General features: G+C 65.2%; 24 protein-coding genes. 13 read left to right on the forward strand and 11 right to left on the reverse strand.

Annotation, left to right across the window (positions count from 1 at the left end; all coding sequences use genetic code 11):
• The first annotated feature begins 5 nt into the window (after positions 1 to 5).
• From paaB to I6F09_RS11965, 8 genes are all read left to right on the forward strand, one after another.
• Entirely contained in the window at positions 6 to 293 is a 288-nt protein-coding gene (gene paaB, locus I6F09_RS11930) for a 1,2-phenylacetyl-CoA epoxidase subunit PaaB (RefSeq protein WP_015687593.1), read from the forward strand.
• A complete protein-coding gene (gene paaC, locus I6F09_RS11935) occupies positions 293 to 1,069 on the forward strand; it encodes a 1,2-phenylacetyl-CoA epoxidase subunit PaaC (protein WP_225188118.1) in 777 nt (258 codons plus the stop codon). Before paaB ends, paaC begins: the two co-directional genes overlap by 1 nt.
• Positions 1,063 to 1,566, forward strand: a complete 504-nt coding sequence (gene paaD / locus I6F09_RS11940) for a 1,2-phenylacetyl-CoA epoxidase subunit PaaD (RefSeq protein ID WP_225188119.1) — start codon at positions 1,063 to 1,065, stop codon at positions 1,564 to 1,566. Before paaC ends, paaD begins: the two co-directional genes overlap by 7 nt.
• A gap of 138 nt (positions 1,567 to 1,704) precedes the next feature.
• Positions 1,705 to 2,787, forward strand: a complete 1,083-nt coding sequence (gene paaE / locus I6F09_RS11945; RefSeq protein WP_225188120.1) for a 1,2-phenylacetyl-CoA epoxidase subunit PaaE — start codon at positions 1,705 to 1,707, stop codon at positions 2,785 to 2,787.
• A 101-nt stretch (positions 2,788 to 2,888) separates the two neighbouring features.
• A complete protein-coding gene (gene paaI, locus I6F09_RS11950; protein WP_225188121.1) occupies positions 2,889 to 3,338 on the forward strand; it encodes a hydroxyphenylacetyl-CoA thioesterase PaaI in 450 nt (149 codons plus the stop codon).
• A 40-nt stretch (positions 3,339 to 3,378) separates the two neighbouring features.
• Entirely contained in the window at positions 3,379 to 4,710 is a 1,332-nt protein-coding gene (paaK, locus tag I6F09_RS11955; protein ID WP_225188122.1) for a phenylacetate--CoA ligase PaaK, read from the forward strand.
• A gap of 65 nt (positions 4,711 to 4,775) precedes the next feature.
• Entirely contained in the window at positions 4,776 to 5,780 is a 1,005-nt protein-coding gene (locus I6F09_RS11960; protein WP_225188123.1) for a zinc-binding alcohol dehydrogenase family protein, read from the forward strand.
• A gap of 114 nt (positions 5,781 to 5,894) precedes the next feature.
• Complete coding sequence (locus tag I6F09_RS11965; protein WP_225188124.1) at positions 5,895 to 6,971, forward strand: YeeE/YedE family protein; 1,077 nt, start codon at positions 5,895 to 5,897, stop codon at positions 6,969 to 6,971.
• Between the two features lies 1 nt (position 6,972).
• On the opposite strand, the gene I6F09_RS11970 is transcribed toward I6F09_RS11965, so the two are convergent.
• From I6F09_RS11970 to I6F09_RS11985, 4 genes are all read right to left on the reverse strand, one after another.
• Positions 6,973 to 8,196, reverse strand: a complete 1,224-nt coding sequence (locus I6F09_RS11970) for a bifunctional alpha/beta hydrolase/OsmC family protein (protein ID WP_225188125.1) — start codon at positions 8,194 to 8,196, stop codon at positions 6,973 to 6,975.
• A gap of 24 nt (positions 8,197 to 8,220) precedes the next feature.
• Complete coding sequence (locus I6F09_RS11975; protein WP_225188126.1) at positions 8,221 to 8,880, reverse strand: sulfite oxidase-like oxidoreductase; 660 nt, start codon at positions 8,878 to 8,880, stop codon at positions 8,221 to 8,223.
• 86 nt (positions 8,881 to 8,966) lie between these two features.
• Positions 8,967 to 10,190: a cytochrome P450 gene (locus I6F09_RS11980; RefSeq protein WP_036025735.1), complete on the reverse strand. Its 1,224-nt coding sequence runs from the start codon at positions 10,188 to 10,190 to the stop codon at positions 8,967 to 8,969.
• Positions 10,191 to 10,246: 56 nt separating this feature from the next.
• Complete coding sequence (locus I6F09_RS11985) at positions 10,247 to 10,456, reverse strand: ferredoxin (RefSeq protein ID WP_018648108.1); 210 nt, start codon at positions 10,454 to 10,456, stop codon at positions 10,247 to 10,249.
• A gap of 138 nt (positions 10,457 to 10,594) precedes the next feature.
• Between I6F09_RS11985 and I6F09_RS11990 the strand changes: the two genes are divergently transcribed.
• Positions 10,595 to 11,242 (forward strand): TetR/AcrR family transcriptional regulator, encoded by a 648-nt coding sequence (locus I6F09_RS11990; RefSeq protein ID WP_036025733.1) that lies wholly within the window; start codon positions 10,595 to 10,597, stop codon positions 11,240 to 11,242.
• Here I6F09_RS11990 and I6F09_RS11995 read toward each other — a convergent pair.
• The 4 genes from I6F09_RS11995 to I6F09_RS12010 form a co-directional block, all read right to left on the reverse strand.
• Positions 11,239 to 11,877, reverse strand: coding sequence for an aspartate/glutamate racemase family protein (locus I6F09_RS11995; RefSeq protein WP_225188127.1), 639 nt, complete (start codon positions 11,875 to 11,877; stop codon positions 11,239 to 11,241). The two genes, I6F09_RS11990 and I6F09_RS11995, sit on opposite strands and share 4 nt — an antisense overlap.
• Before the next feature lie 168 nt (positions 11,878 to 12,045).
• Positions 12,046 to 13,056, reverse strand: a complete 1,011-nt coding sequence (locus I6F09_RS12000) for an amino acid ABC transporter substrate-binding protein (protein WP_225188128.1) — start codon at positions 13,054 to 13,056, stop codon at positions 12,046 to 12,048.
• A 12-nt stretch (positions 13,057 to 13,068) separates the two neighbouring features.
• Positions 13,069 to 14,418: an aspartate aminotransferase family protein gene (locus I6F09_RS12005; protein ID WP_225188129.1), complete on the reverse strand. Its 1,350-nt coding sequence runs from the start codon at positions 14,416 to 14,418 to the stop codon at positions 13,069 to 13,071.
• 3 nt (positions 14,419 to 14,421) lie between these two features.
• A complete protein-coding gene (locus tag I6F09_RS12010; RefSeq protein WP_225134094.1) occupies positions 14,422 to 15,294 on the reverse strand; it encodes a MurR/RpiR family transcriptional regulator in 873 nt (290 codons plus the stop codon).
• 88 nt (positions 15,295 to 15,382) lie between these two features.
• On the opposite strand from I6F09_RS12010, the gene I6F09_RS12015 reads away from it, so the two are divergent.
• From I6F09_RS12015 to I6F09_RS12025, 3 genes are all read left to right on the forward strand, one after another.
• Positions 15,383 to 16,564: an ABC transporter permease subunit gene (locus I6F09_RS12015; protein WP_225188130.1), complete on the forward strand. Its 1,182-nt coding sequence runs from the start codon at positions 15,383 to 15,385 to the stop codon at positions 16,562 to 16,564.
• Between the two features lie 2 nt (positions 16,565 to 16,566).
• Positions 16,567 to 17,676 (forward strand): amino acid ABC transporter permease, encoded by a 1,110-nt coding sequence (locus I6F09_RS12020; RefSeq protein ID WP_225188131.1) that lies wholly within the window; start codon positions 16,567 to 16,569, stop codon positions 17,674 to 17,676.
• Positions 17,677 to 17,776: 100 nt separating this feature from the next.
• The gene (locus I6F09_RS12025; RefSeq protein ID WP_225188132.1) at positions 17,777 to 19,213 is read left to right on the forward strand and encodes a hypothetical protein; all 1,437 of its coding nucleotides are present in this window, start codon (positions 17,777 to 17,779) and stop codon (positions 19,211 to 19,213) included.
• 114 nt (positions 19,214 to 19,327) lie between these two features.
• Here I6F09_RS12025 and I6F09_RS12030 read toward each other — a convergent pair whose 3' ends face one another.
• Positions 19,328 to 20,746 (reverse strand): amidase family protein, encoded by a 1,419-nt coding sequence (locus tag I6F09_RS12030; protein WP_036004868.1) that lies wholly within the window; start codon positions 20,744 to 20,746, stop codon positions 19,328 to 19,330.
• Between the two features lie 116 nt (positions 20,747 to 20,862).
• Positions 20,863 to 21,639 (reverse strand): SDR family oxidoreductase, encoded by a 777-nt coding sequence (locus I6F09_RS12035; RefSeq protein ID WP_036025720.1) that lies wholly within the window; start codon positions 21,637 to 21,639, stop codon positions 20,863 to 20,865.
• A 152-nt stretch (positions 21,640 to 21,791) separates the two neighbouring features.
• Here I6F09_RS12035 and I6F09_RS12040 point away from each other — a divergent pair, with 152 nt between their 5' ends.
• Positions 21,792 to 22,865: a tartrate dehydrogenase gene (locus I6F09_RS12040; RefSeq protein WP_036004872.1), complete on the forward strand. Its 1,074-nt coding sequence runs from the start codon at positions 21,792 to 21,794 to the stop codon at positions 22,863 to 22,865.
• 199 nt (positions 22,866 to 23,064) lie between these two features.
• Here I6F09_RS12040 and I6F09_RS12045 read toward each other — a convergent pair whose 3' ends face one another.
• Positions 23,065 to 23,706, reverse strand: coding sequence for a suppressor of fused domain protein (locus I6F09_RS12045; RefSeq protein WP_225188133.1), 642 nt, complete (start codon positions 23,704 to 23,706; stop codon positions 23,065 to 23,067).
• Positions 23,707 to 23,723: the final 17 nt, after the last annotated feature.

Consider the following 23,723-nt stretch of genomic DNA (forward strand, 5'->3'; position numbering starts at 1 on the left):
ACGACATGGCCACGCCGAATACGCCGCTATGGGAAGTCTTCATTCGCAGCCGCAACGGGCTCGCGCACAAGCATGTGGGATCGCTGCATGCGAGCGATGCGACCATGGCGCTACAGGCCGCCCGCGACATCTACACCCGTCGCGGCGAGGGCCTGTCGATCTGGGTCGTGCCCTCCAGCGCGATCACCGCGAGCGATCCCGCCGAGAAGGGCATGATGTTCGAGCCGGCGGAATCCAAGATCTACCGGCACCCGACGTTCTACGAGGTGCCGGAAGAAGTGGGGCACATGTGATGGCGGTTGCCAACATCCAGGTCTCCGAAACCCCGCTGGTGCTCTACGCGCTGCGCCGCGCCGACGATGCACTGATCCTTGGTCACAGGCTGTCGGAATGGTGCGGACACGCGCCGATGCTGGAAGAGGACATGGCGCTCTCCAACATCGCGCTCGATCTGATCGGCCAGGCGCGCGAGCTCTACACCTTTGCGGCCAAGGTTGAGGGTGGGGACAACGACGAGGACAAGCTCGCTTATCTGCGCGACGTGCGGCAGTACCGCAATCTGCTGCTGGTCGAACAGCCCAACGGCGACTTTGCCCAGACCCTGGTGCGGCAATTCTTCTATTCCGCCTTCGCCGATCTCTATTGGCGTGCGATGATGAATTCGCGCGATGCGACGCTGGCGGCGATTGCTGCGAAATCGGAGAAGGAGAGCGCCTACCATCTGCGCCATGCCTCGGAATGGATCATCCGGCTCGGCGACGGCACCGAGGAGAGCCACGCCCGTGCGCAAGGAGCGATCGATCATCTCTGGGCCTTTACCGGTGAGATGTTTGCGGTCGACGACGGTGAACGCGCGCTGATCGATGCCGGCATTGCCGTCGATCCCGCAAGCTTGCGCGGGCGCTGGTTGGCGACGCTCACTGATGTCACGCGTGAAGCAACGCTCGCGCTGCCGCAGAACGAGTGGATGCAGCAGGGCGGTCGCTCCGGTCGCCACAGCGAGCATCTCGGCCACCTCTTGTCGGAGCTGCAATCGATGCAGCGGACTTTTCCGGGGCTAACATGGTGATAGTGCTGGAGCGCGATAGCGAGCTGCGTCAACGCGCCTGGAACGCTGCCGCCAGCGTGGTCGATCCGGAAATCCCCGTACTGACCATCGCGGATCTCGGCGTGCTGCGTGACGTCGTTCTCGATGGCGACCATGTCGAGGTTGCGATCACGCCAACCTATTCGGGCTGCCCGGCCATGAACATGATCGCGCTCGAAATCGAGGTTGCGCTGGAGCGCGCCGGTTTCCATCAGCCGAAGGTACGAACCGTGCTGTCACCAGCCTGGACCACGGACTGGATGAGCGAGGAGGGGCGCGAGAAGCTGCGCGCCTACGGCATCGCGCCGCCGCAAGCTTCAAACTCGCGCCGCGCGCTGTTCGGCGATCAAGCGGTGGCGTGCCCGCAATGCGGTTCGGACAAGACCGAGCTGCTGTCCGAATTTGGCTCGACCTCCTGCAAGGCGCTCTGGCGCTGCCAGGCCTGCCGCGAACCCTTTGATTATTTCAAGTGTCATTGAGAAACGCATGATGCGAGCCTCATCGTCATTGCGAGGAGCTCTTGCGACGAAGCAATCCAGACGGCTTCCGCGGAAAGACTCTGGATTGCTTCGCTTCGCTCGCAATGACGATGGAGAGAGTGAACGAGGATGCCCGTGATGTCCGCAGCCGCACCGCGCTTCCATCGCCTCGCCGTCAGCGACCTTCGCCGCGAGGCGTCCGACGCCGTCTCGATGACCTTCGCGATTCCCAATGAACTCGCCGGCGACTACGCCTTCACGCCCGGCCAGTACCTGACGCTGCGCGCCACACTCGACGGCGAAGAGGTGCGCCGCTCCTATTCGATCTGCTCCGGCCCTGATGACGGCGAGATCCGTATCGCCGTCAAGAAGGTCGATGGCGGCGCATTTTCGAGCTGGGCCGCTGAAGATCTCAAATGCGGCGACCAGCTCGACGTGATGACGCCGACCGGCCGTTTCGGTGTGGTCCCGCCGGCGGATCGCGCGCGCGTCCATGTCGGCTTCGCCGCCGGCTCCGGCATCACGCCGATCCTATCGATCGTGAAGGGCGTGCTCGCGCGCGAGCACGGTAGCCGCTTCTTCCTGTTCTACGGCAACCGTACCACCGACAGCATCATGTTCCTCGAAGCGCTGGAGGAGCTGAAGGACCGCTTCATCGATCGGCTTTCGATCTTCTACGTGCTCTCCGGCGAGGAGCAGGACATTCCGATCCTGCATGGCCGGCTCGACGGCGAGAAGGTGAGGGTGCTGCTCCGCGCGCTGGTGCCGGCGGGAAGCGTCGATCACGTCTTCATCTGCGGTCCCCTTGGCATGAGCGAGGACATCGAGGCGACCTGCCGGGATCTCGGCATCGCCGACGAGCGCATTCATGTCGAGCGCTTCGTCTCCGAATTCGGCGGCAAGCCGCGGCCGAAGAAGGTCGTTGCGCCCGACGCGCCGCCGAAGGCGATGGCGTCACTGATTATCGACGGCAAGCGCCGCGACGTGCCCGTCGCCGAGGACGAGGCGATCCTCGATGCCGCCCTGCGCGCCGGCGTCGATCTGCCCTTCGCCTGCAAGGGCGGCATGTGCTCGACCTGCCGCGCAAAACTGGTCGAAGGCGAGGCGACGATGGACATCAACTATTCGCTGGAACCGTGGGAGCTCGAGGCCGGCTTTGTTCTCACCTGCCAGGCCAAGCCGTCCACCGAACGGGTCGTGGTCGATTATGACCACGTCTGATCAGGCGTTCTGCGGCTCCGCAATGCAAATGCGTCGCAATATTTGACAGTGTGAGCCAACCAGAACAACATCATGAGCAAACGTCTGGCCGGGAGAAGCGCGTGAACGTCAAAGCCGCCCTGTCGCCTGAGGATATCGCCCGCGCCTGCGCCGATGCGATGTGGGCCGAGGACGATGCCTCCAAAGGTCTCGGCATGGAGATCGTCGAGATCGGCCCGGGCTTTGCGACGCTCGCCATGACGGTGCGGCCGGACATGGTCAACGGCCAGCGCATCGCCCATGGCGGCTTCATCTTCACGCTCGCCGATTCCGCCTTCGCGTTCGCCTGCAACTCGCACAATGAGCGCGCCGTGGCGGCGCAGGGCCAGATCACCTTCATCAAGCCCGGCAAGCTTGGCGATCGTCTCCTCGCCAAGGCGCGGGAGATCACCCGCGGCGGCCGCTCCGGCATCTACGATGTGCGCGTCACGGCGGGCGAGGTCGTCATCGCGGAATTCCGCGGACATTCCCGCGTCATTCCGGGCACGTGGCTACCAGCGCAAGATCAATAAGACCAACGAAGAAAAGAACAGACAATGTGGGGAAACGAGGATGGCTCTGACGAGGCTCAAGGAAGGTGGCAACACCTATAGCGCCGAGATGGACGCGCATGAGCGCGCCTCGCGCGACGAGATCATGGCGCTACAGAAGCAGCGGCTGGCCTGGTCGCTGAAGCACGCCTACGACAACGTCGCGCATTACCGCAAGGCGTTCGACAAAGCGGGCGTGCATCCGTCCGACTTTCGCGAGCTGTCCGATCTCGCCAAATTTCCGTTCACGGTGAAGACGGACCTGCGCGACAATTATCCCTTCAACATGTTCGCGGTGCCGCGCGAGAAGCTGGTGCGGGTGCATGCCTCCTCCGGCACGACCGGCAAGCCGATCGTTGTCGGCTACACGCAGCGCGACATCGACACCTGGTCCGAGGTGATGGCGCGCTCGATCCGGGCCGCCGGCGGCCGCACCGGCATGATCATCCACAATGCCTACGGCTATGGACTGTTCACCGGCGGCCTCGGCGTGCACTACGGCGCCGAGAAGCTCGGCTGCACCGTGGTGCCGATCTCCGGCGGCATGACCGAGCGGCAGGTGCAGCTCATCAACGATTTCAGGCCCGACATCATCACGGTGACGCCGAGCTACATGCTGGCGATCCTCGACGAGTTCAAGCGGCAGAAGCTGGATCCGCGCCAGTGCTCGCTCAAGATCGGCATCTTCGGCGCCGAGCCCTGGACCAACGCGATGCGCGCCGAGATCGAGGACGCCTTTGACATGGACGCGACCGACATCTACGGCCTGTCCGAGGTGATCGGCCCCGGCGTGGCGCAGGAGTGCATCGAGACCAAGGATGGCCTGCACATCTGGGAGGATCATTTCTACCCCGAAGTGATCGACCCCGAGACCGGTGCGGTGCTGCCCGATGGCGAGAAGGGTGAGCTGGTCTTCACCTCGCTTACCAAGGAAGCCTTTCCGGTGATCCGCTATCGCACCCGCGACCTGACGCGGCTGCTGCCGGGCACGGCGCGGCCGGGCATGCGGCGGATGGAGAAGGTGACCGGCCGCTCGGACGACATGATCATCCTGCGCGGCGTCAACCTGTTCCCGACCCAGATCGAGGAGGTGCTGCTCGCGACCGACTGGTGCGGCGGCCACTTCATCCTGGAACTCACCCGCGAGGGCCGCATGGACGAGCTCACCATCATCGCCGAGGCCCGGCCCGAGAGCTGGGACGGTCGCGGCCTCGTCGACCATGCGGACCGGATTTCCACCCATATCAAGAACACGATCGGCGTCAGCTCCAGGGTGCAGGTGGTTGCCCCCGCGACACTGGAACGCTCGCTCGGCAAGGCCAAGAGGCTCTTCGACAAGCGGCCAAAGGACTGACCGGACGGATTGACTCGACCGGCGCCAGAGGCGACAAGGCCCGCGAGTAAATCGCGGGTCTTTCGATGTCGTCAGCCGATGCCAAAACGGTCGAAGCGCGCTGCGTGCGCCTCAACGCAACAGCTGAAAATGCCGCTGCGCTTGCCCCGATCGTCGAGCGCCCGACGCTTGCGCGCGGGCCGAACGAACTGCTGATCGAGGTGAAGGCTGCCGCGGTCAATCCCTCCGACGTCAAGGCTGCGACCGGGCTGATGCCCTACGCCGTATTCCCCCGGACTCCCGGCCGCGACTATGCCGGCTTGGCGATCGACGGGCCCGCCGGCATGGTGGGGCGCGAAGTGTTCGGCTCCTCCGGCGATCTCGGCATCCGTCGTGACGGCACTCATGCGAGCCATCTTGTCGTCGAGGCCGATGCGGTCGTGGAGAAGCCGAAGACGCTGTCCTGGGAGGAGGCTGCCGGCATCGGCGTGCCCTTCGTCACCGCGATGGAAGGCTTTCGCCGGGCCGGCGTGCCGGAGAGCGGTGAGATCGTTCTGGTGTTCGGCGTCAACGGCAAGGTCGGCCAGGCGGCAGTACAGATCGCGACCTGGCAGGGCGCGCGCGTGATCGGCGTGGTCCGCAGGGCAGAAGCCTATGAAGGCCACACAAACGCGCCCATCGAGGTGATCGACGCCTCCGCCACCGATGTCGCCGCGCGCGTGCGGGAATTGACCGGCGGCAAGGGCGCCGACATCGTCTTCAACACGGTCGGCGATCCCTATTTCCAGGCCGCGCACAAATCGCTGGCGCTTCGCGGCCGCCAGATCCTGATCGCCGCGATCGACCGCATCGTGCAGTTCAACATTCTCGAATTCTATCGCGGTCAGCACACCTATGTCGGCATCGACACGCTGGGTCTATCCTCGGCCGCGACGGGCGCAGTGCTGCGCAACCTCGGGCCCGGTTTTGCGAGCGGTCATCTGAAACCTTTTCCGATCAGGGCGGATGCCGTCTATTCGCTTGAGCGGGCCAAGGAAGCATATGTTGCGGTCGCCGGCTCGTCCCGTGACCGGGTGATCCTGCGGCCATGAAGCTCGTCATTGCGAGCGCAGCGAAGCAATCCAGAAATCTATCCGCGGAGACAGTCTGGATTGCTTCGTTGCGCTCGCAATGACGGAGAATGTCGAAAGGTCTGAGAACAACCGATGGACTCCACGCAACTCGTCATCCTCGCCGGCCTCGCCATCGGCCTCGTCTACGGCGCCGTCGGCCTGCTCAGCGGCTTTTGCCTGATGAGCAGCATGCGTGGGTTTCTGGCGGACGGCGACGGGCGGCTCGTGCGAACCTACGCGCTGGCGATCGCTGTCGCGATCGCGGCGAGCCAGCTCATTGCCGGCAGCGGCATTGTCGATCTCGGCAAGTCGATCTATTTGCAACAATCCTTCTCCGCACCGGTGCTGTTCCTCGGCGGCCTGCTGTTCGGCTACGGCATGGTGTTGTCGAACGGCTGCGGCTCGCGGGCGCTGGTGCTGCTCGGCCGCGGCAATCTCCGCTCCTTTGTCGTCGTGATCGTGCTCGCGATTGCTGCGCAGATGACGCTGAAGGGCCTCATTGCACCGGCGCGCATTGCGCTGGTCCAGGCAACGCAAACCACGGCTTCTGCCAATTCGCTGCCGTCGTTGCTGGCGACGCTCGGTTTGACGGAATCGCTTTCGCGCGCGCTTGCTGCAGCCGCGACACTCGTCGCGTTGAGCCTGTTCGCTTTCGCGCATCCGGCGTTCCGCCGCTCGCCCGGCCAGATCGTGGCGGGCATCATCATGGGCCTCCTCGTAGCCGGCGGCTGGCTGGTCACCGGCTATCTCGGTGCCGACGATTTCAATCCTGTGCCCGTGACCTCCCTGACGTTCGTCGCGCCGATCGCCGATAGCCTGCAGTACGCCATGCTCTCGACCGGGCTGACGCTCAACTTCGGCATCGCGACGGTGGCCGGCGTCTTCGCCGGCAGTCTGGTGACGGCGCTGGCAACCGGCCGCTTCAAGCTCGAAGGCTATTCCTCGCCGCGCCACATGCTGCGCTCAGGCGCCGGTGCTGCGCTGATGGGGACCGGCGGCGTGATGGCGTTCGGCTGCTCGATCGGGCAGGGGCTCACCGGCGTGTCTACGCTCGCGCTGGGCTCGTTCGTCGCGGTCGCCGGCATCCTGCTCGGCACGACGGCGGGCCTGCGCGGTGCGCTGCGGGTTCAACCGCTCCAGGCCGCCGAAGCCGGCTCGCGGGCCGCCTGAGCTACTCCACCGCCTTCGTCACGATGCGGATCTCCGATGTCAGGGTGCGGTGCACCGGGCATTTGTCGGCGATCTCCATCAGCTTCTTGCGCTGCTCGGCATCGAGCGCGCCGTCGATCGTGATATCGCGCTCGATCTGGTCGAGCATGCCCTCGCGTGTCTCGCACTCCGCACAATCCTTGGCGTAGATCTTGGAATGCTTCAGCGTGACCGTGACGCGGTCGAGCGGCAACGACTTGCGGTCGGCATAGAGACGCATGGTCATCGAGGTGCAGGCCCCCAAGCCGGCAAGCAGGAAATCGTAGGGGCCGGGTCCGGCATCGGCGCCGCCGGCCGCAATGGGCTCGTCTGCAACCAGATGATGCGGGCCGACGGTGATGGTCTGGTTGAACTTGCTCTTGCGGGTCTCCTGCACCACGACCTTGCGCGGTTCCTCGGGCAGATCCATCGCCTTCGCGGGCGTCGCTGCATCGACATAACGGCTGGCCCAGGCCACGATCACGTCGGCGGCGTAGAGCGCGTCGGCAGGCTTGGTCAGAAGGTGATCGGCATGGTCGAGCGAGACAAAGCTCTTGGGGTGTCTTGCCGCGACGAAGAGCTTCGTCGCGTTGTCGATGCCGACGGTGTCGTCGAGGGGCGAATGCATCACCAGCAGCGCCTTGTGCAGGCCGGTGACGTCCTTCATCAGCTCGTGCTCGGCGATATCGTCGAGGAATTCGCGCTTGATCCGGAACGGGCGTCCCGCGAGCGAGACTTCGACCTCGCCCTGCGCGCGGATGTTGTCGAGATGCTCGCTGAACAGGCCGGTGACGTGGGCGGGATCCGAGGGCGCCGCGATGGTGGCGACCGCTCTTGCCTCGGGAATTTGTCCGGCAGCGGCGAGAACAGCGGCGCCGCCGAGGCTGTGGCCGATCAGGATCGAAGGTGCCTTGCGGGTCTGGCGCAGATGATCGGCGGCGCGGACGAGATCAGCGACATTGGAGGAGAAAGTCGAATTGGCGAAGTCGCCGCCGCTGGAGCCGAGCCCGGTGAAGTCGAAGCGCAGCACCGCGATGCCCTTGGCGGCGAGCGCGACCGAGATGCGCTTGGCCGCCAGCGTGTCCTTGCCGCAGGTGAAGCAATGCGCGAACAGCGCGAAAGCCGCGGGCTCGCCGTCGGGCAGCTCCAGCGCGGCCGCTAGCTGATGGCCGCCTTCGCCGGTGAATTGAAAGCGTTCCGTCGGCATGGACTTCCCCCGTCTTGCTCGAACCTAATCGCCCGAATAGCGCTGCTCGGCCCAGGGATCACCGCGATTATGATAGCCGCGGCCTTCCCAGAAGCCCGGCGCGTCCTCGGTCAGGAATTCGATGGCCTGGAGCCATTTCGCGCTCTTCCAGAAATAGAGGTGCGGCACCACCAGCCGCACCGGGCCGCCATGCTCCTCCGTCAGCGGCTGGCCGGACCAGCTGTGGGCGAGCAGCGCGTCCTCGGCGGCAAAATCCTCCAACGCGAGATTGGTGGTGTAACCGTCATAGGAATGCAGCACGACGAAGCGGGCATCCTCGCGCGGCTGGCAGGCCGCCAGCAGCTCACGCGTGGCGAGCCCTTCCCACTCATTGTCATAGCGCGACCAGGTCGTGACGCAATGGATGTCCGAGGTGAATCGGGACTGCTTCTGCGCGGCGAATTCGGCAAAGGTCCAGAACACGGGGCTCTCGACCGCGCCATAGACGTCGAGCCGCCAGCGCTCGCGCGAGACCGGCGGCGTGACCCCGAGATCGAGTACCGGCCAGTCCTTGGTGAGGTGCTGCCCGGGCGGAAGCCTTTGATCCTCCGGGCGTGTCATCTTGCCGGTGAGAAAGCGGCCCTCGCGCGCCCACTTCTCCTTGGTGCGCGTCAGCTTGCTGTCGGATGGCGTCTCGTCGGTCATGGCCTGTGCTCGTGGCGATGCATGGCGGAGGCGTGCTTGGTGTCGCGCCCGCCATGAAAGGCCTGTCCGCTTCCTTTGGGAAGGCCTTACATCGCCTTTCCGAGCAAAAATGGCAACTGGCGGGGGCCGCGCACCGTTCCTTGCGACCAAGTCACAGTGCCTGCCGGATCGAGCCGGAAGTCGGGAATCCGCTTCAGCCATTCCTCCAGCGCCACCTGCATTTCCATGCGCGCGAGGTTGGAACCGACGCAGCGGTGGATGCCGAGGCCGAAGGCCGCGTGACGATTCTCGCGCCGGTCGATCACGACTTTGTCAGCGTCCGGAAACATCGTGGGGTCGCGGTTGGCTGCCGGGAACGACAGCAGCACCATGTTGCCCGGCTTGACCGGACAGCCGGACACCGTGGTCTCCTTGACTACCTCGCGCGCCATCGTCACCGGCGAATAGGCGCGCAGCAGCTCCTCCACGGCGGTTGGAATCAGTCCGGGCTCGGCGATTAGCCGCTCGCGGTCGGCCGGCGTCTTCGCAAGATGCCAGAGCGAGGAGCCGATCGCGCTCCAGGTGGTGTCGATGCCGGCGATCAGCAGCAGGCGCAGCGAGCCCATCACATGGGTGTCCTCGAGCGGATTGCCGTTCTTGTCCCTGGCGTTCATCAGGTAGGAGATCAGGTCGTCGGTGGGCTTGCTCTTGCGCGCTTCGATGTGGCCGCCGAAATAGGCCGTCATCTCCTGCACGGCCTGGAGCAGCTTGCTCTCGTCCTTGATGCCGAGCTCGAGGATCATGTGGATCCAATTGATGAAAAGGTCGCTGTCGCTCTCGGGAATACCGAGCATGTGCGCGATCGCCCGAACCGGGATGTGCTTGGTGTAGCGCGCCGCAGCGTCTACCCTCTGCTCGGCGATGAAGTCGTCGATCAGCTCGTTGCAGATGGCGCGGACGCGCGGCTCGAGCTTCTTCATCGCGTCCGGGGTGAACGGCGGCAGCAGCAATTGCTTGGCCGGCTTGTGCTCGGGCGGATCGGAGGTGATCGGCGGGGCTGCGTTCCTGCTGGTGATTTCCGGCCGTACGTCGCGGACGATGATGCGGCGGGAGGAGAAGTGCTCGGTGTCGTTGGCGATCTCGCGCACGGCCTCATAGGTCGTCGGCAAATAGCAGCCGAGGAAGCGTTTCGTGTGCACCACGGGGCTTACGGCTCGCAGCTCGTCCCAGATCGGGAACGGGTCCTCGGTCCATTGCGGATCGGTGTGGTCGAAATCATGAACCCAGTCGGTGACGGGCGGATGGGCGACAGGCTGGTCGACGTCGGACATGGCAGGGAATCCCTTGGCTCGTATTCGCTGAACGCAGCGGGGCGGCAACGGCCGCACTATTCCTCGATCACATCGATTGCGATTTCCGGGCAGTTGGATTTCGCAAGCCAGGCCTTGTCCTCAAGTCCCGGAGGGACGGTGCCGTCACCAGCTTCGTGCGCGTTGCCGTATTCGTCGAGCTCGAAAAGCTCCGGCGCGAGCGCCTTGCAGCGGGCATGGCCCTGGCATTTGTCGGGATCGACGTGAACCTTCAGTCGCTCTGCCATTCTCGGCTTCCTTGGTCGTGTGCGCGCGAGGGCCCGAAGGCGGCGCGTTTCCTCATCTCGGTTCTATTTAAGTTATATACTATTACATTCGCGGCGGGCTTCCCTTGTCAAGCGGGAACTTGTAGGCTTCGCCCCGACATGCGTTCACGACCAGCCCGCAAGCCCGCGAAGACCTACCACCATGGCGATCTTCGCGATGCGCTGATCGAGGCCGCGCTGCAAGAGGCGGAGCGGGGCGGCGCGGAGGCGATCAGCATCAAGGCGCTTGCCAAGAAGCTCGGGGTCTCGCAGCCGGCGCCATACCGGCATTTTGCCGACCGCGAGGCGCTGCTCGCCGCCGTCACCGCGCAAGCATTCCGGCAGCTCTCGGCGCTCTTGCGTGATGCGATGGCAAAGCCGTCGCAGCAATCGAAGCTCTCGCGGCTCGCACAGGCGACGCTCGATTTCGGCTTGCGCCGGAATGGCATCTACCGCCTGATGTTCGCCTCGCGCACGGTGTCCTGCGCGGCCAAGGGCAGCGAGCTGCACGAGGCAACGCGGGAGACCTTTGCGCTCGTCATCGAAGCTCTGGAAGCGCCCGCCGTGGGCTATTTGCGCGAACGGCAGGCGCTCAAGATCTGGGCGGCGCTGCACGGCGTGGTGATGCTGGCCGAGCAGGGCCTGTTCACGGGCGAGGCGGCGCATGCCACGCGCGAGGAGCTGGTCGAGGATTTCGTCAACGAGACGAAGGCTGCGCTTGCGGTCGCGATCAAGGATGCGCGACGTCGGACCAAGGCCGGCGCTTAACCCTTCGCCTTCAGCAGCTTCATCAGCTTTTCGACCGCGCTGTCCGTCGTGGTCACGACGGGGCGGCCGGTGGCCTCCGCGACCAGCGGCGCCGTCGCGGCGATGCTGAATTGCGCCAGCGCGATGACGTCGCAATCGCGCAAGCTCCGTGAGGCCTCCGCGATCAGCCGGTCATGCGTGGCGCGGTCGCCGCGGTCGAGCGCGGCCAGCGCGCCGTCGGCGAGCTTCGGCACCACCTCGACGGAGGCGGGAAACTCGGGCGGCATCGACGCCAGCGTCGGCGGAAAGGTCGAGAGCAGGCCGATGCGCCGGCCCATGGTCACCGCCCTGTCGATCATGGCCTCGTTCGGCTTCAGCACCGGCATCGGCGCATGCGCGCGCGCGACGGCCTCGATGCACGGGCCGAAGGCGGAGCAGGTGAACAGGATTCCATCCGCTCCCGTCGCCGCTGCATAGTCGCCGAGCGCGAGGAACCGTTCCGTCATGGCATCGTTGAGTTGCCCGTCGCGGGCGAGATCCGCCGAGAGACTGTCGTCAAGTAGGTTCATCAGCCGCGCCTCGGGCCACGCCTGCGCAAACGCTGCCTCGATCGGGGCGATGGAATGCTTGAGGGCGTGGATAAGGGCGATGCGCATGGGGGGCTCGATGCTTCTTCTCCCTCTCCCCGTTCTTACGGGGAGAGGGTCGGGGGTGAGGGGCTCTCTCGGCACAAAAAGGTGAGAGTTGGACGCGCGGAAACTCCCCCTCACCCGGATTGCTGCGCAATCCGACCTCTCCCCGCAAGCGGGGAGAGGTGAACTCCCTTACTTGAACGGAATGGCGTACATCAAGCCGCCTTTGCTCCAGAGGCCGTTGAGGCCGCGATCGAGCTTGAGCGGGCTGGCCTTGCCGACATTGCGCTCGAAAATCTCGCCGTAATTGCCGCCGGCCTTGATCGCCTTGACCAGCCATTTGTTGTCGAGCCCGAGCCGCGAGCCGAGGTCGCCGCTGGCCCCCAGCAGCCGCTGGATCGCAGGCGTTTGCGACTTCGTCATCTCCTCGACATTGGCTTGCGTGACGCCGAGCTCCTCGGCCTCGATCAGGCCGTAATGCAGCCAGGTGATGATATCGCTCCAGACCTCGTCGCCGTTGCGGGTGAAGGGTCCGAGCGGCTCCTTGCTGATGGTCTGCGGCAGCACAATGTAGTCGGTTGCGTTCGGCGCGGCCGTGGTCACCGCGCCGGCGAGGGCCGAAGCGTCCTGGGTCATCGCATCGCAGCGGCCGCCGAAGAAGGTCTGGTACATTGTGTCGACGCGGTCGAACACCAGGGGCTTCCAGTCGATGCCGTTGGCGCGGCCGTAATCGCCGAGCGTGACCTCGTGCGTGGTGCCCTGCGCGACGCAGACGGTGGCGCCCTTGAGGTCCTTCAGCTCCTTGACGCCGAGGTCCTTCTTCACGACAAAACCCTGGCCGTCGTAGAAGTTGATCGGACCCTGCCGCAGGCCCAGCGTCGCGCCGCGCAAATAGGTCTGCGTCGAGTTGCGATAGAGCACGTCGATCTCGCCCGATTGCAGGGCGGTGAAGCGGTTCTGAGCCGTCAGCGAGACGTAGCGCACCTTGGTAGGATCGCCGAGCACGCCGGCCGCCAGCGCGCGGCAATAATCGACGTCGAGACCCCTGTAATTGCCTTGCGAGTCCGGCGCCGAGAAGCCGGCAAAACCGGCACTGACGCCGCAAACCAGCGTGCCGCGGCTCTTCACCGTATCGAGCGTCGCTGCCGCTGCGATCATCGTCGATGCCGCGAGCAGGCCCGCTGCGATAACCACTTTCCTCATACTACTCTCCCCTCACTGATTGACACTACGCAACACGCTGTCGACGGCCGTGCCCAGCTTGTCGACGATCAGGTCGATTTCGTCCGCCGAGGCGATATAGGGCGGTGCCAGCAGCACGTGGTCGCCGCGCACGCCATCGACGGTACCACCGCTGGGATAGCAGCCGAGGCCACCGGCAAAGGCCTCCGCCTTGATCTTCTGGTGCAGCTTGAGGGCCGGATCGAACGAGGTGCGGGCAGCGCGATCGGCGACCAGCTCGATCGCCCAGAACAGGCCGCGGCCCCTGATGTCGCCGACATGGCGATGATTGCCGAAGCGTTCGGTCAGGCGCTGCTCGAGCTGCTTGCCGCGCTCCTTCACGCGGTCGAGCAGGCCATCCTCGCGGATCACATCCTGCACCGCGAGCGCCGCAGCGCAGGCGAGGGGATGCGCCAGATAAGTGTGGCCGTGCTGGAACGCGCCCGAGCCTGCGCGGATGGTGTCGATGATCTTGCCGCTTGCCAGCATCGCACCGATCGGCTGATAGCCGCCGCCGAGCCCCTTTGCGATCGCCTGGATGTCGGGGGCGACACCTTCTTGCTCCCACGCATGCATCGTGCCGGTGCGGCCCATGCCGCACATGACCTCGTCGAGAATGAGCAGCGCACCGTGACGGTCGCAGATCTCGCGCATCGCTTTGAAGTAGCCGTCCGGGGCGGTCACGGCGCCGGCGGTGGCGCCGACGACGGGCTCGGCGAGGAAGGCGGCGACGGTGTCGGGGCCGAGCCGCTGGAACTCGGCTTCGAGCTCGGCGGCGAGGCGCGCGACGAACCGCGCGTCCGACTCGCCCTCGCGCTTCTCGCGATAGGCGAACGCCGGCGTGACGTGGTTGAAAGCGGTCGAGAGCAGCGGCGCATAGGGCGCGCGACGCCAGGCATTGCCGCCGGCGGCGAGCGCGCCGAGCGTGTTGCCGTGATAGCTCTGCCGCCGCGCGATGAAGTGCTGCCGCTGCGGCTCGCCGCGCTCGATGAAATATTGCCGCGCCAGCTTGATGCTGGCTTCGATCGCCTCCGATCCGCCGCTGACGAAATAAGCGTAGGCGAGCCCGCCGGGCTCGTGTCCGACCAGTGTTTCAGCAAGTGCTTCCGCCGGCTCGGAGGAGAAGAAAGCCGTATGCGCATAGGCGAGGGTGGACGCCTGCTTGGCCATCGCCGCGATCACGCGCGGATGCTGGTGGCCGAGGCAGGAGACCGCCGCCCCGCCGGAGGCATCGATGATGCGACCTCCGTCCTCGGCGAAGAGATAAACGCCCTCGCCGCCGATCGCCTTTGGCGGGGTTTCGCGCAGCGAGCGATGCAGCACGCGGCTGGTGCGAGTGCTCATGGGTCAACCTTTCTCCGGGACGTAGGTGGAGGCAGCAGTGAGCCGCGCCTCGGTGTTTTCCAGCCGCTTCTTCGCGGCGGCGCCGCCGAGCGAGAATGTGACCGCCGCGAGCGACTGCGCGATCGCGATCGCGCCCGTGAGACTGGGGAAAAAGCCGGGCGAGGAGGCTGCCTCGAACAGCAGCACATGGTCGGCGCCTTCGGCCATCGGTGCCGACAGGCTATCCGCAATCGCGATCAGCGTCGCGCCGCTGCGATGCGCGGCCTGAGCGACGCGGACGCTCGCATGCGTGTAAGGCAGGAAGCCGATGACGATGACGGCTTCGCCGGGACGGAACGCGCCGAGATCGAGGTCGTCGGGCCCGGACGTGCCGACGAGCTGCACTTGCTCGGGCCGGAACAGGCGCAGCTCGTAGTTCAGGAGCTCCGCGACGCTGCGGCAGCTGCGATAGCCCGCGATCCAGATCCGCTTGGACTCGTGCAGCGCGCGCGCCGCTTCCGCGATCGGCTGTGCCGGGATGCGCGGAAGGCCGGCGGCCTCGGCCTCGAGCTTGTCGAGGATGAGCGTAACATCGGCGTTCGGCCCGTGACGGCGGCCTCTTGTGCGGCCGGAGAAGGGCGCGGTCTGGGACGGCCGCCGCGCCTCGGTCAGCGCCGCACGCAGCTCGTCCCATCCGGAATAGCCGATCGCTTTCGCAAGCCGCGTGAACGCGGCGGGATCGGCACCGGCTTCCGCTGCGAGATCGCGCATCGAGCGGGTGGTGGCATCGTAGTCGTTGGCGGCGACGAAACGGCCGACCTCCTGTAAGCGCAGGGGGAGCGACGGCAATGCGATGCGCAGTTCGCTCAAAGGCGAGGATTTCGCGGGCTCGGCCATGAAACATTTGTTGCATGAATCTGGGTTCGGTGCAACATTTGACGTGCGTCGCCGGAAATCGCTGCATTCGACGAAGGATTTTTGTGCTGTGACCGCCGATCATCCCAGGCCGCCGCCGCGCCGCCGCTTCGTGCTCGGCCGCAACCAATTGAAGGGCCTGTTCTGGCAGGTCCTGGTGGTCGGCATCGCGATCGCAGTGATCGCCTTCCTCTGGTCCAACACCGTCACCAATCTGTCGGCCCGCCGCATCACGACCGGCTTCGCCTTTCTCGGCCGTGAGGCAGGTATGCCGATTGCCGACAACCTGCTCGCCTACAATCCTGGGGATACCTACCTCTGGGCCTTCGTCGTCGGCGTCGCCAACACCTTGCGAGTCGCCGTGATCGGCATCGTGCTCGCAACAATCCTGGGCACCCTGATCGGGATCTCCAGGGTGTCGGCCAATTGGTTGCTGTCGCGGCTTGCCGCGGTCTACGTCGAAACGCTCCGCGACATCCCGCTGCTGCTCCAGCTGCTGTTCTGGTACGTGCTGATGCAGGCGCTGCCGGCTGCACGTGCCGCCTGGCGGCCCGTCGAGGGCATATTCCTGTCCAATCGCGGCCTGATCCTGCCTGCGATCCCGTTCGGTCCGCCGCAGCTCACGGTGCTCGGCACCGCGGTGCTGGGCTGTGCGGTGTTCTTCCTCTTCCGTCGCTGGTTGGTCGCACAGCAGATGCGCGACGGCAAGCCGCGGCCGGCCTTGCCGTCTGCGCTCGGCCTCATCGTCGTGGTGCCGGCGGCGGTCTCGCTGGTGCTCGGCGTGTCCTGGACGGTCGAGTGGCCGCAGCTGCGCGGCTTCAATTTCGTCGGCGGGCTGACGCTCGCGCCGGAATATTTCGCGCTGCTGATCGCACTGGTGACCTACACCTCCGCCTTCATCGCCGAGATCGTGCGCAGCGGCATCCAGTCGGTGCCACGCGGGCAATGGGATGCCGCCAACGCACTCGGCCTGCGTCGCAGCTTCATGCTGCGGCAGATCATCCTGCCGCAGGCGCTGCGCGTCATCGTGCCGCCGATGACGAGCCAGTATCTCAACCTGACCAAGAACTCCTCGCTCGCGGTCGCGATCGGCTACCAGGACGTGGTCTCGATCGCCAACACAACGCTGAATCAGACCGGACAGGCCATCGAAGCCATCGCGCTGATCATGGCGGTGTTCCTGACCATCAGCCTTTCGATCAGCTTCTTCATGAACTGGTACAATGCGCGCATCGCGCTGGTGGAGCGCTGATCATGACCGCGATCACGGACATCCCCGATGCACCCCGGGCCGCTCGCCGACCGCAGCTGGGCAATCCGGTGCTGCACTGGCTGCGCAAGAACCTGTTCTCCTCGATCCCGAATGGGATCATCAGCATCCTGCTGCTGGTGCTGCTCGCCAAGGGCATTTTCAGCTTCGTGCAATGGGGCATCGCCAATGCGGTCTGGCTGACGCCCACCAACGATTCCAGCGCCTGTCGCGCCGCGCGTGGCCTCGGCGCCTGCTGGGCCATTGTCCCCGAGAAGTATCGCTTCATCCTGTTCGGCACCTATCCGTTCGACGAGCAGTGGCGGCCGGCACTGTCGGTTGTGCTGTTCATCGCACTGTACTACCTCTCGACCCGCCGCGCGCTGTGGCGGCGCGAGCTGGTCTATCTCTGGATCGGTGCACTGGCGCTGATCAGCGTGCTGATGTGGGGCGGCGTGCTCGGCCTGTCCTTCGTCTCGCAGGACCGCTGGGGCGGCTTGCCCGTGACGCTGATCCTGGCGACGTTCGGCCTCGCTGTCGGCTTTCCGCTCGGTATCCTGGTCGCGCTCGGGCGGCGCTCGAAGCTGCCGGCGATCCGCTCGCTCAGCGTGCTCTATGTCGAGCTGATCCGCGGCGTGCCGCTGGTGAGCCTGCTGTTCATGGCGAGCGTGATGTTTCCGCTATTCATGCCGGCCGGATTCAACATCGACAAGCTGCTGCGCGCACAGATCGCGATCATCCTGTTCGCCGGTGCTTACCTCGCCGAAGTGATCCGCGGCGGGCTTCAGGCCGTGCCGCGCGGGCAATACGAAGCCGCCGACGCGCTCGGCCTGTCCTACTGGCGCAAGCACCGGCTGATCATCCTGCCGCAGGCTATCCGCCACGTCATCCCGCCGCTGGTCAACACCTTCATCGCCTTCTTCAAGGACACCAGCCTGGTGCTGATCATCGGCATCTTCGACCTGCTGACGACGGCGAAGACCGCGATCATCGATCCCGCCTGGCAGCAGTTTTCGGTCGAGGTCTACATCTTCGTGGCCGCGATCTACTTCGTCTTCTGTTTCGCGATGTCGCGCTACAGCCGGAGCCTGGAGGCGCCGACAACGCCGAAGTGACGGTTTCTCGTTTGGTGCCGCTTGTTTGCGCTTGCGCCGATTTCCGATCTTGATCTCTAATACCAGAGGTTGCTCCTGCGGGCGACTTGGCGAGGCTGTCATGCGCGTGGCCGTTTTGCGGCAATTCACCGCCGCCCAGATTTGCGTCCTGATCTTCACAACCGCTCTCGGCGTGTCATCGTGCGCCGCGGAGGGGTTGCGGCGCTATCGCGCGCCGATCGGTGAGAGTTCGATTTCTGGAATTTCGTCGGGCGCGTTCATGGCCGTTCAGTTCGGCACGGCATGGTCGTCGGTGATCAAGGGCGTCGGTGTGGTCGCGGGCGGCCCTTACTGGTGCGCAAAGGCGGACGCGTTCGACGCCGTCACCTGGTACTGGGGGCCGATCCGGCGGGCCACGGGTGCATGCATGAAAGGGCCGGCGTCGGATCTGAATCCGAAGGATTTTACGGCAAAGGCCGACGCGAAGGCCGCAGCGGGCGAGATCGACCCTCTCAGCAATGTAGGCAGGCAGAAGATCTATCTCTTTCACGGCTACAATGACGCGATCGTCGACAAGGCCGCGACCGATGCGGCCGCCGATTTCTATCGCCATTATCTGGGGGATGCTAATCGCGGCAACTTGTTCTATCAGGCCACGCTCGGCGCGGGCCACTCGTTCGTCGTGGCGAAGCAGGGCGCACCCGGGCTCAACGAGTGCAAGGCCAACACGGCGCCCTTTATCGACCAATGCGGCTATGACCAGGCCGGCGTCATCCTGCAGCATATTTACGGCCGCCTGAATCCGCCCAATGCCGCGCAGCTTGCAGGTTCGGTGAAGAGCTTTGATCAATCGATCTATACCACGCCGCATCTGCCCGACGCGTTGAGCATGGGCGATACCGGCTATGTGTTCGTACCCAGGGATTGCGAGCAGGGCAGTCCGTGTCGCGTCCATGTTGCGCTCCACGGATGCAAGCAGGACGTCGCCGATATCGGACGCAGATTCGTGGATGAGGCCGGCTACAATGAGTGGGCGGACACGAACCGCCTGATCATTCTCTATCCGCAGACCAAGACCAGCCCATACTGGCCAAGCAATCCGCAGGCCTGTTGGGATTGGTGGAGTTACGTCAACCATCAGGATAGCTACGTGACGAAGTCCGGATCGCAAATCAAGGCGATCAAGGCGATGCTGGATGCGCTCACGGCCGCTGCCGCGGCGCCCGCCGGCGCGACCGCGCCCTCGCTATCGGCGCCGCAGTCGCTCACGGTGATCGATACGTCGGATAGCGGCGCTGACCTGGCCTGGTCTCCAGGAGACGACGGAACAACCTACCGGGTTTCGCGTGCGGGACCCGATGGTGCGTTCCAATCGGTTGGCGACGTGACAGGCGCGAGCTTTGGGGATTCCGGTCTGACGCCGCAAACAACATATCGATGGCGTGTCTCGGTCATTCTGAACGGGGCGGTGGGCCCGAGCTCCGAGGAGGCGACCGGCACCACGCGATCGACGCCTCCTCGCTGCGCCAATCCCGGCTCCTGCCCGATCGCCAAATAGCGAACCGAGCAACCGTCCCAGCCTGGAGGCGGCCAGCGGGAGGTGAGGTCTCGTGTCCCGGCTCTGCGACGCAGCGCTGGCGCGCTGCCCCTTGTCCGGGACACGGGAGTGAGGCTAGTCCTTCACCTTCGGATCGATCGGCGTCGTGCCGCGCAGGCCCAGAATGTCCTCCAGCACCTTCGCTCCGGCAATCACCTGCGCATCGGCGCGCGGCGCGCCGACCACCTGCACGCCGACCGGCAGGCCCGAGGCCGTGAAGCCGCAGGGCAGGGAGAGAGACGGGCAGCAGGCCAGCGTGATGGCGTAGACGATGCCGAGCCACTCGACGTAGTTTTCGAACCTCTTGCCGGCGCATTCGGCGACATAGCGATGCTCGATCGGGAAGGGCGGAACGATCGTGGTCGGCGTCAGCAACAGATCGTAGCTCTTGAAGAACTCGACTGCCCGCGCCGTCATGCCGACGCGCTGCGCCTCGGCGCGCGCGAGCTGCTCGACTGTGAGCTTCAGACCCTCCTCGATGTTCCAGATCACCTCGGGCTTGAGCAGGTCGCGCTTGGTGCGCAACAGATTGGCCTTGGTGATCGCAAAGTCGAAGGCGCGCAGCACGTGGAAGCATTCATGCGCCTCGCGCCAGTCCGGATGCGCCTCCTCGACGATGGCGCCGGCTTCGGCGAAACGTTCGGCGGCCTTTCGTGTGATCGCCTTCACTTCGGGATCGACCGGGGTGATGCCGAGATCGGGCGAATAGGCGATGCGCCTCGGCCGCTTGCCCGCCTGGGCCGCCGACAGGAACGAGGTTGCGGGAGCCGGCAGCGACAGCGGATCGTCGGCATAGTCGCCGCTCATGGCATCCAGCAGCAGCGCGAGATCCTCGACGTTGCGCGCCATCGGGCCGACCACGCCGAGATTGCGATCGATGCCGGACTTTGGGGTATGCGCGACGCGGCCGATGCTAGGCCGCATGCCGACGACGCCGCAGAAGGCCGCGGGGCTGCGCAAGGATCCGCCCATGTCGGAGCCTTGGGCGAGCCAGGCCATGCCGGTTGCCAGCGCCACCGCCGCGCCGCCGGAGGAGCCCGCGGCCGATTTCGTCGTGTCCCAGGGATTGAGCGTCGCGCCGAACACCTCGTTGAAGGTGTTGGCGCCGGCGCCGAATTCCGGCGTGTTCGACTTGGCGTAGACGACCGCGCCGTTGGCCTCGAGGTTCTCGACCATGAGGTCGGACTTCGCGGGAATGTTGTCCTTGAAGATCGGCGAGCCCTGCGTATTCAACACACCCGCAACGTCGGTCAGATCCTTGATCGGCACCGGCAGCCCGGCGAGCAGCCCGCGCGCACCGGCCGGCTTCTGCATCAGTGTCTTCGCACTCTCCCGCGCGCGATCGAAGCACAGCGTCGGCAGCGCGTTGACCTTGCCGTCGACCTCCTTGATGCGCTTCTCCAGCACGTCCAAGAGCTCGAGCGGCGAGACGTCGCCGGAGCGCAGCTTGTCGATGACGGTGCAGGCGGTTTCGCGGATCAGGTCTTGAGACAACTATCTTACTCCCGTGCTTGTTGTGTCGTCATTGCGAGCGCAGCGAAGCAATCCAGACTGTCACTGCGGCAAGATTCCTGGATTGCTTCGCTGCGCTCGCAATGACGAGAATAGAGTTAACCCCACCCGGCGCTGATGCCGCCGTCGACGGTGTAGATCACGCCCGACGTATAGCCGGCGCGATCCGACGCCAGGAACGCCATGAGGTCGCCGATCTCGCGCGCATGCGCGGGACGACCGAGCGGCAGGCTCTTCTGGAATTCCTTGTAGCGGCTCTCGTCGCCGAACTGGTGCTTGGCCCGCGTCTTGAGCAGGGTGACGTGGCGGTCGGTGCCGACGGGGCCGGGATTGATGCCGACCACGCGGATGTTGTCGCCCAGGCTCTTGCCGCCGAGCGCCCGTGTGAACGCCATCAGCGCGGCATTGCCGGCGCTGCCGCAGATGTAGTTGGCGTCGAACTTCTCGCCGGCCGCGCCGATGTCGTTGACGATGACGCCGCCGCCCCTGGCTTTCATCTGGGCGTAGATGTAGCGAGTCAGGTTGATATAGCCGAACACCTTCAGTTCCCAGGCGTGCCGCCAGGTCGCCTCGTCGATCTTGCCGATCGAGCCGCCCGGGATGTCGCCGGCATTGTTGACGAGCACGTCGATGTCGGCGGCTTCCTTCGCCAGCCGGGCCACGTCCTCCTCCTTGCGCAGATCGACGATGCTCGTTGTGGCGTCGATCTGGTGCGCGGCGCGCAAGCGGTCGGCCAGCGCCTTGAGCTGATCGCCGCTACGCGCCGCGAGGAGGAGATGCGCGCCTTCCTCGGCGAAGGCCTCGGCGGCGGCTGCGCCAATGCCCTTGGACGCGCCGGTGATCAGGACGCGCTTGCCGCGCAGATGCAGATCCATGGGGTACTCGTTCGTGGGAACAGGATCACATCAGTAGGCGCTTGGCCGCGCCATGGTCAACATTGCAGTGCAGCGTTGCACTGCCGCCGCGTTTGGTCCATTGCAGTGCAGTCAGAAGGCGGCGACTGCCGGACCAACCAAGGACGTTCTCGATGAGCAAGAAACAATACCGGATCGCGGTCATTCCCGGCGATGGCATCGGCAAGGAGGTGATGCCGGAGGGCCTGCGCGTTTTAGAGGCGGCGGCGAAGAAGCACAACGTCTCGCTGCATTTCGACCATTTCGACTTCTCCTCTTACGACTATTACGAGAAGCACGGCCAGATGATGCCCGACGACTGGAAGGAGAAGATCGGCAAGCACGATGCGATCTATTTCGGTGCGGTCGGCTGGCCGGCCAAGATCCCGGACCACGTCTCGCTGTGGGGCTCGCTGATCAAGTTCCGCCGCGAGTTCGACCAGTACGTCAACCTGCGCCCGGTGCGGTTGATGCCCGGCGTGCCGTCGCCGCTGGCGGGGCGCAAGCCCGGCGATATCGATTTCTGGGTGGTGCGCGAGAACACCGAAGGCGAATATTCCTCGGTCGGCGGCCGCATGTTCCCGGACACCGACCGCGAGTTCGTGACGCAGCAGACGGTGATGACCCGTACCGGCGTCGACCGCATCCTGAAATTCGCCTTCGAGCTCGCGCAGTCGCGGCCCAAGAAGCACCTGACCTCGGCGACCAAGTCCAACGGCATCTCGATCACCATGCCCTATTGGGACGAGCGCGTGGAGGCGATGGCCAAGAAGTTTCCAGGCGTGAAGTGGGACAAGTACCACATCGACATTCTCACCGCGAACTTCGTGCTGCATCCGGACTGGTTCGACGTCGTGGTCGGCTCCAACCTGTTCGGCGACATCCTCTCCGATCTCGGCCCGGCCTGCACCGGCACCATCGGCATCGCTCCGTCCGGCAACATCAACCCGGAGGGCGATTTCCCATCCGTGTTCGAACCGGTGCACGGCTCGGCGCCCGACATCGCAGGCCAGGGCATCGCCAACCCGATCGGCATGATCTGGTCCGGCGCGATGATGTTCGAGCATCTCGGGGAGAAGGAAGCCGGCAAGTCGATCGTCGAGGCGATCGAGCGCACGCTCGCCGAACGCACGCTGCGCACCAAGGATCTCGGCGGCAATGCCGACACGACGGCGTGCGGCAAGGCGGTTGCGGATATGGTGGATTAGTTCGCCGCTTCACCCTCTCCCCTTGTGGGAGAGGGTGGCTTCGATGCGAAGCATCGAAGACGGGTGAGGGGTCTGTTTCCGCAGAGGCAGACCTATCAGTCGCAAAAATGGTTCGCCGAGAGAACCCCTCATCCGGCGCTTCGTGCCACCTTCTCCCACAAGGGGAGAAGGGAACGGCAGCAGTGCTTTGGCCTACGCCTTACACATACGACCTCCGCGCCGGATCGAAGATCGGCGGATAGTCGTTCTCGTCGAGCAGATCGAGAAACGGATCGAGCCCCCTGGACTTGATCAGCCCGAGCTCCTGATGCGAGATCAGGTTCACGGTCAGGATCTCCACCGGATCGCCCGCAATCTCCAGCGCCTCGGCGATCTCCTTGTCGGGGCCGATGATCGGTGTGAGCAACAGGAACGTCTGGAAGTCCGTTCCTGCAACCGGCGGCCACGGAAGCGCGACGCGATGGCCGAAGCCGAACCAGGTCGTGTCGATGAACGGCAGATTGGCCAGCCAGCGCAGATTGGCGCAAACGTCCTGCGTCGGCTCGCGGACGTACCACATCAGCTCGGCCCGGGGCTTCGCGTCGCCGGGGACGCCGTGCATCCGTTGCTCGCTCATCCCGTTGGTGAGAAGGACATAGCCTTCGTCGGAGCCCTCCTGGCAGACCGGGACGAAATCGCGGCCGAAGGCGTGGATGTCGATGCGGCGCTCTGCGTTATCAGTGAATGTGCGCTCGGGCTCGCCAAGCTCGCTCTCGTAGATGGCGAGCCGTTGACGGTAGAGATCGGATCCGGGCGACGGAAGGTTTGAGCCGGACACGAATTTTGCGAGACGGGAGAGCATGCGAACCTCGGGCGGAT

Origin of the sequence: Bradyrhizobium sp. IC3195 (assembly GCF_020193585.1) — a bacterium.
In the GTDB taxonomy this organism is placed as follows: domain Bacteria; phylum Pseudomonadota; class Alphaproteobacteria; order Rhizobiales; family Xanthobacteraceae; genus Bradyrhizobium; species Bradyrhizobium yuanmingense.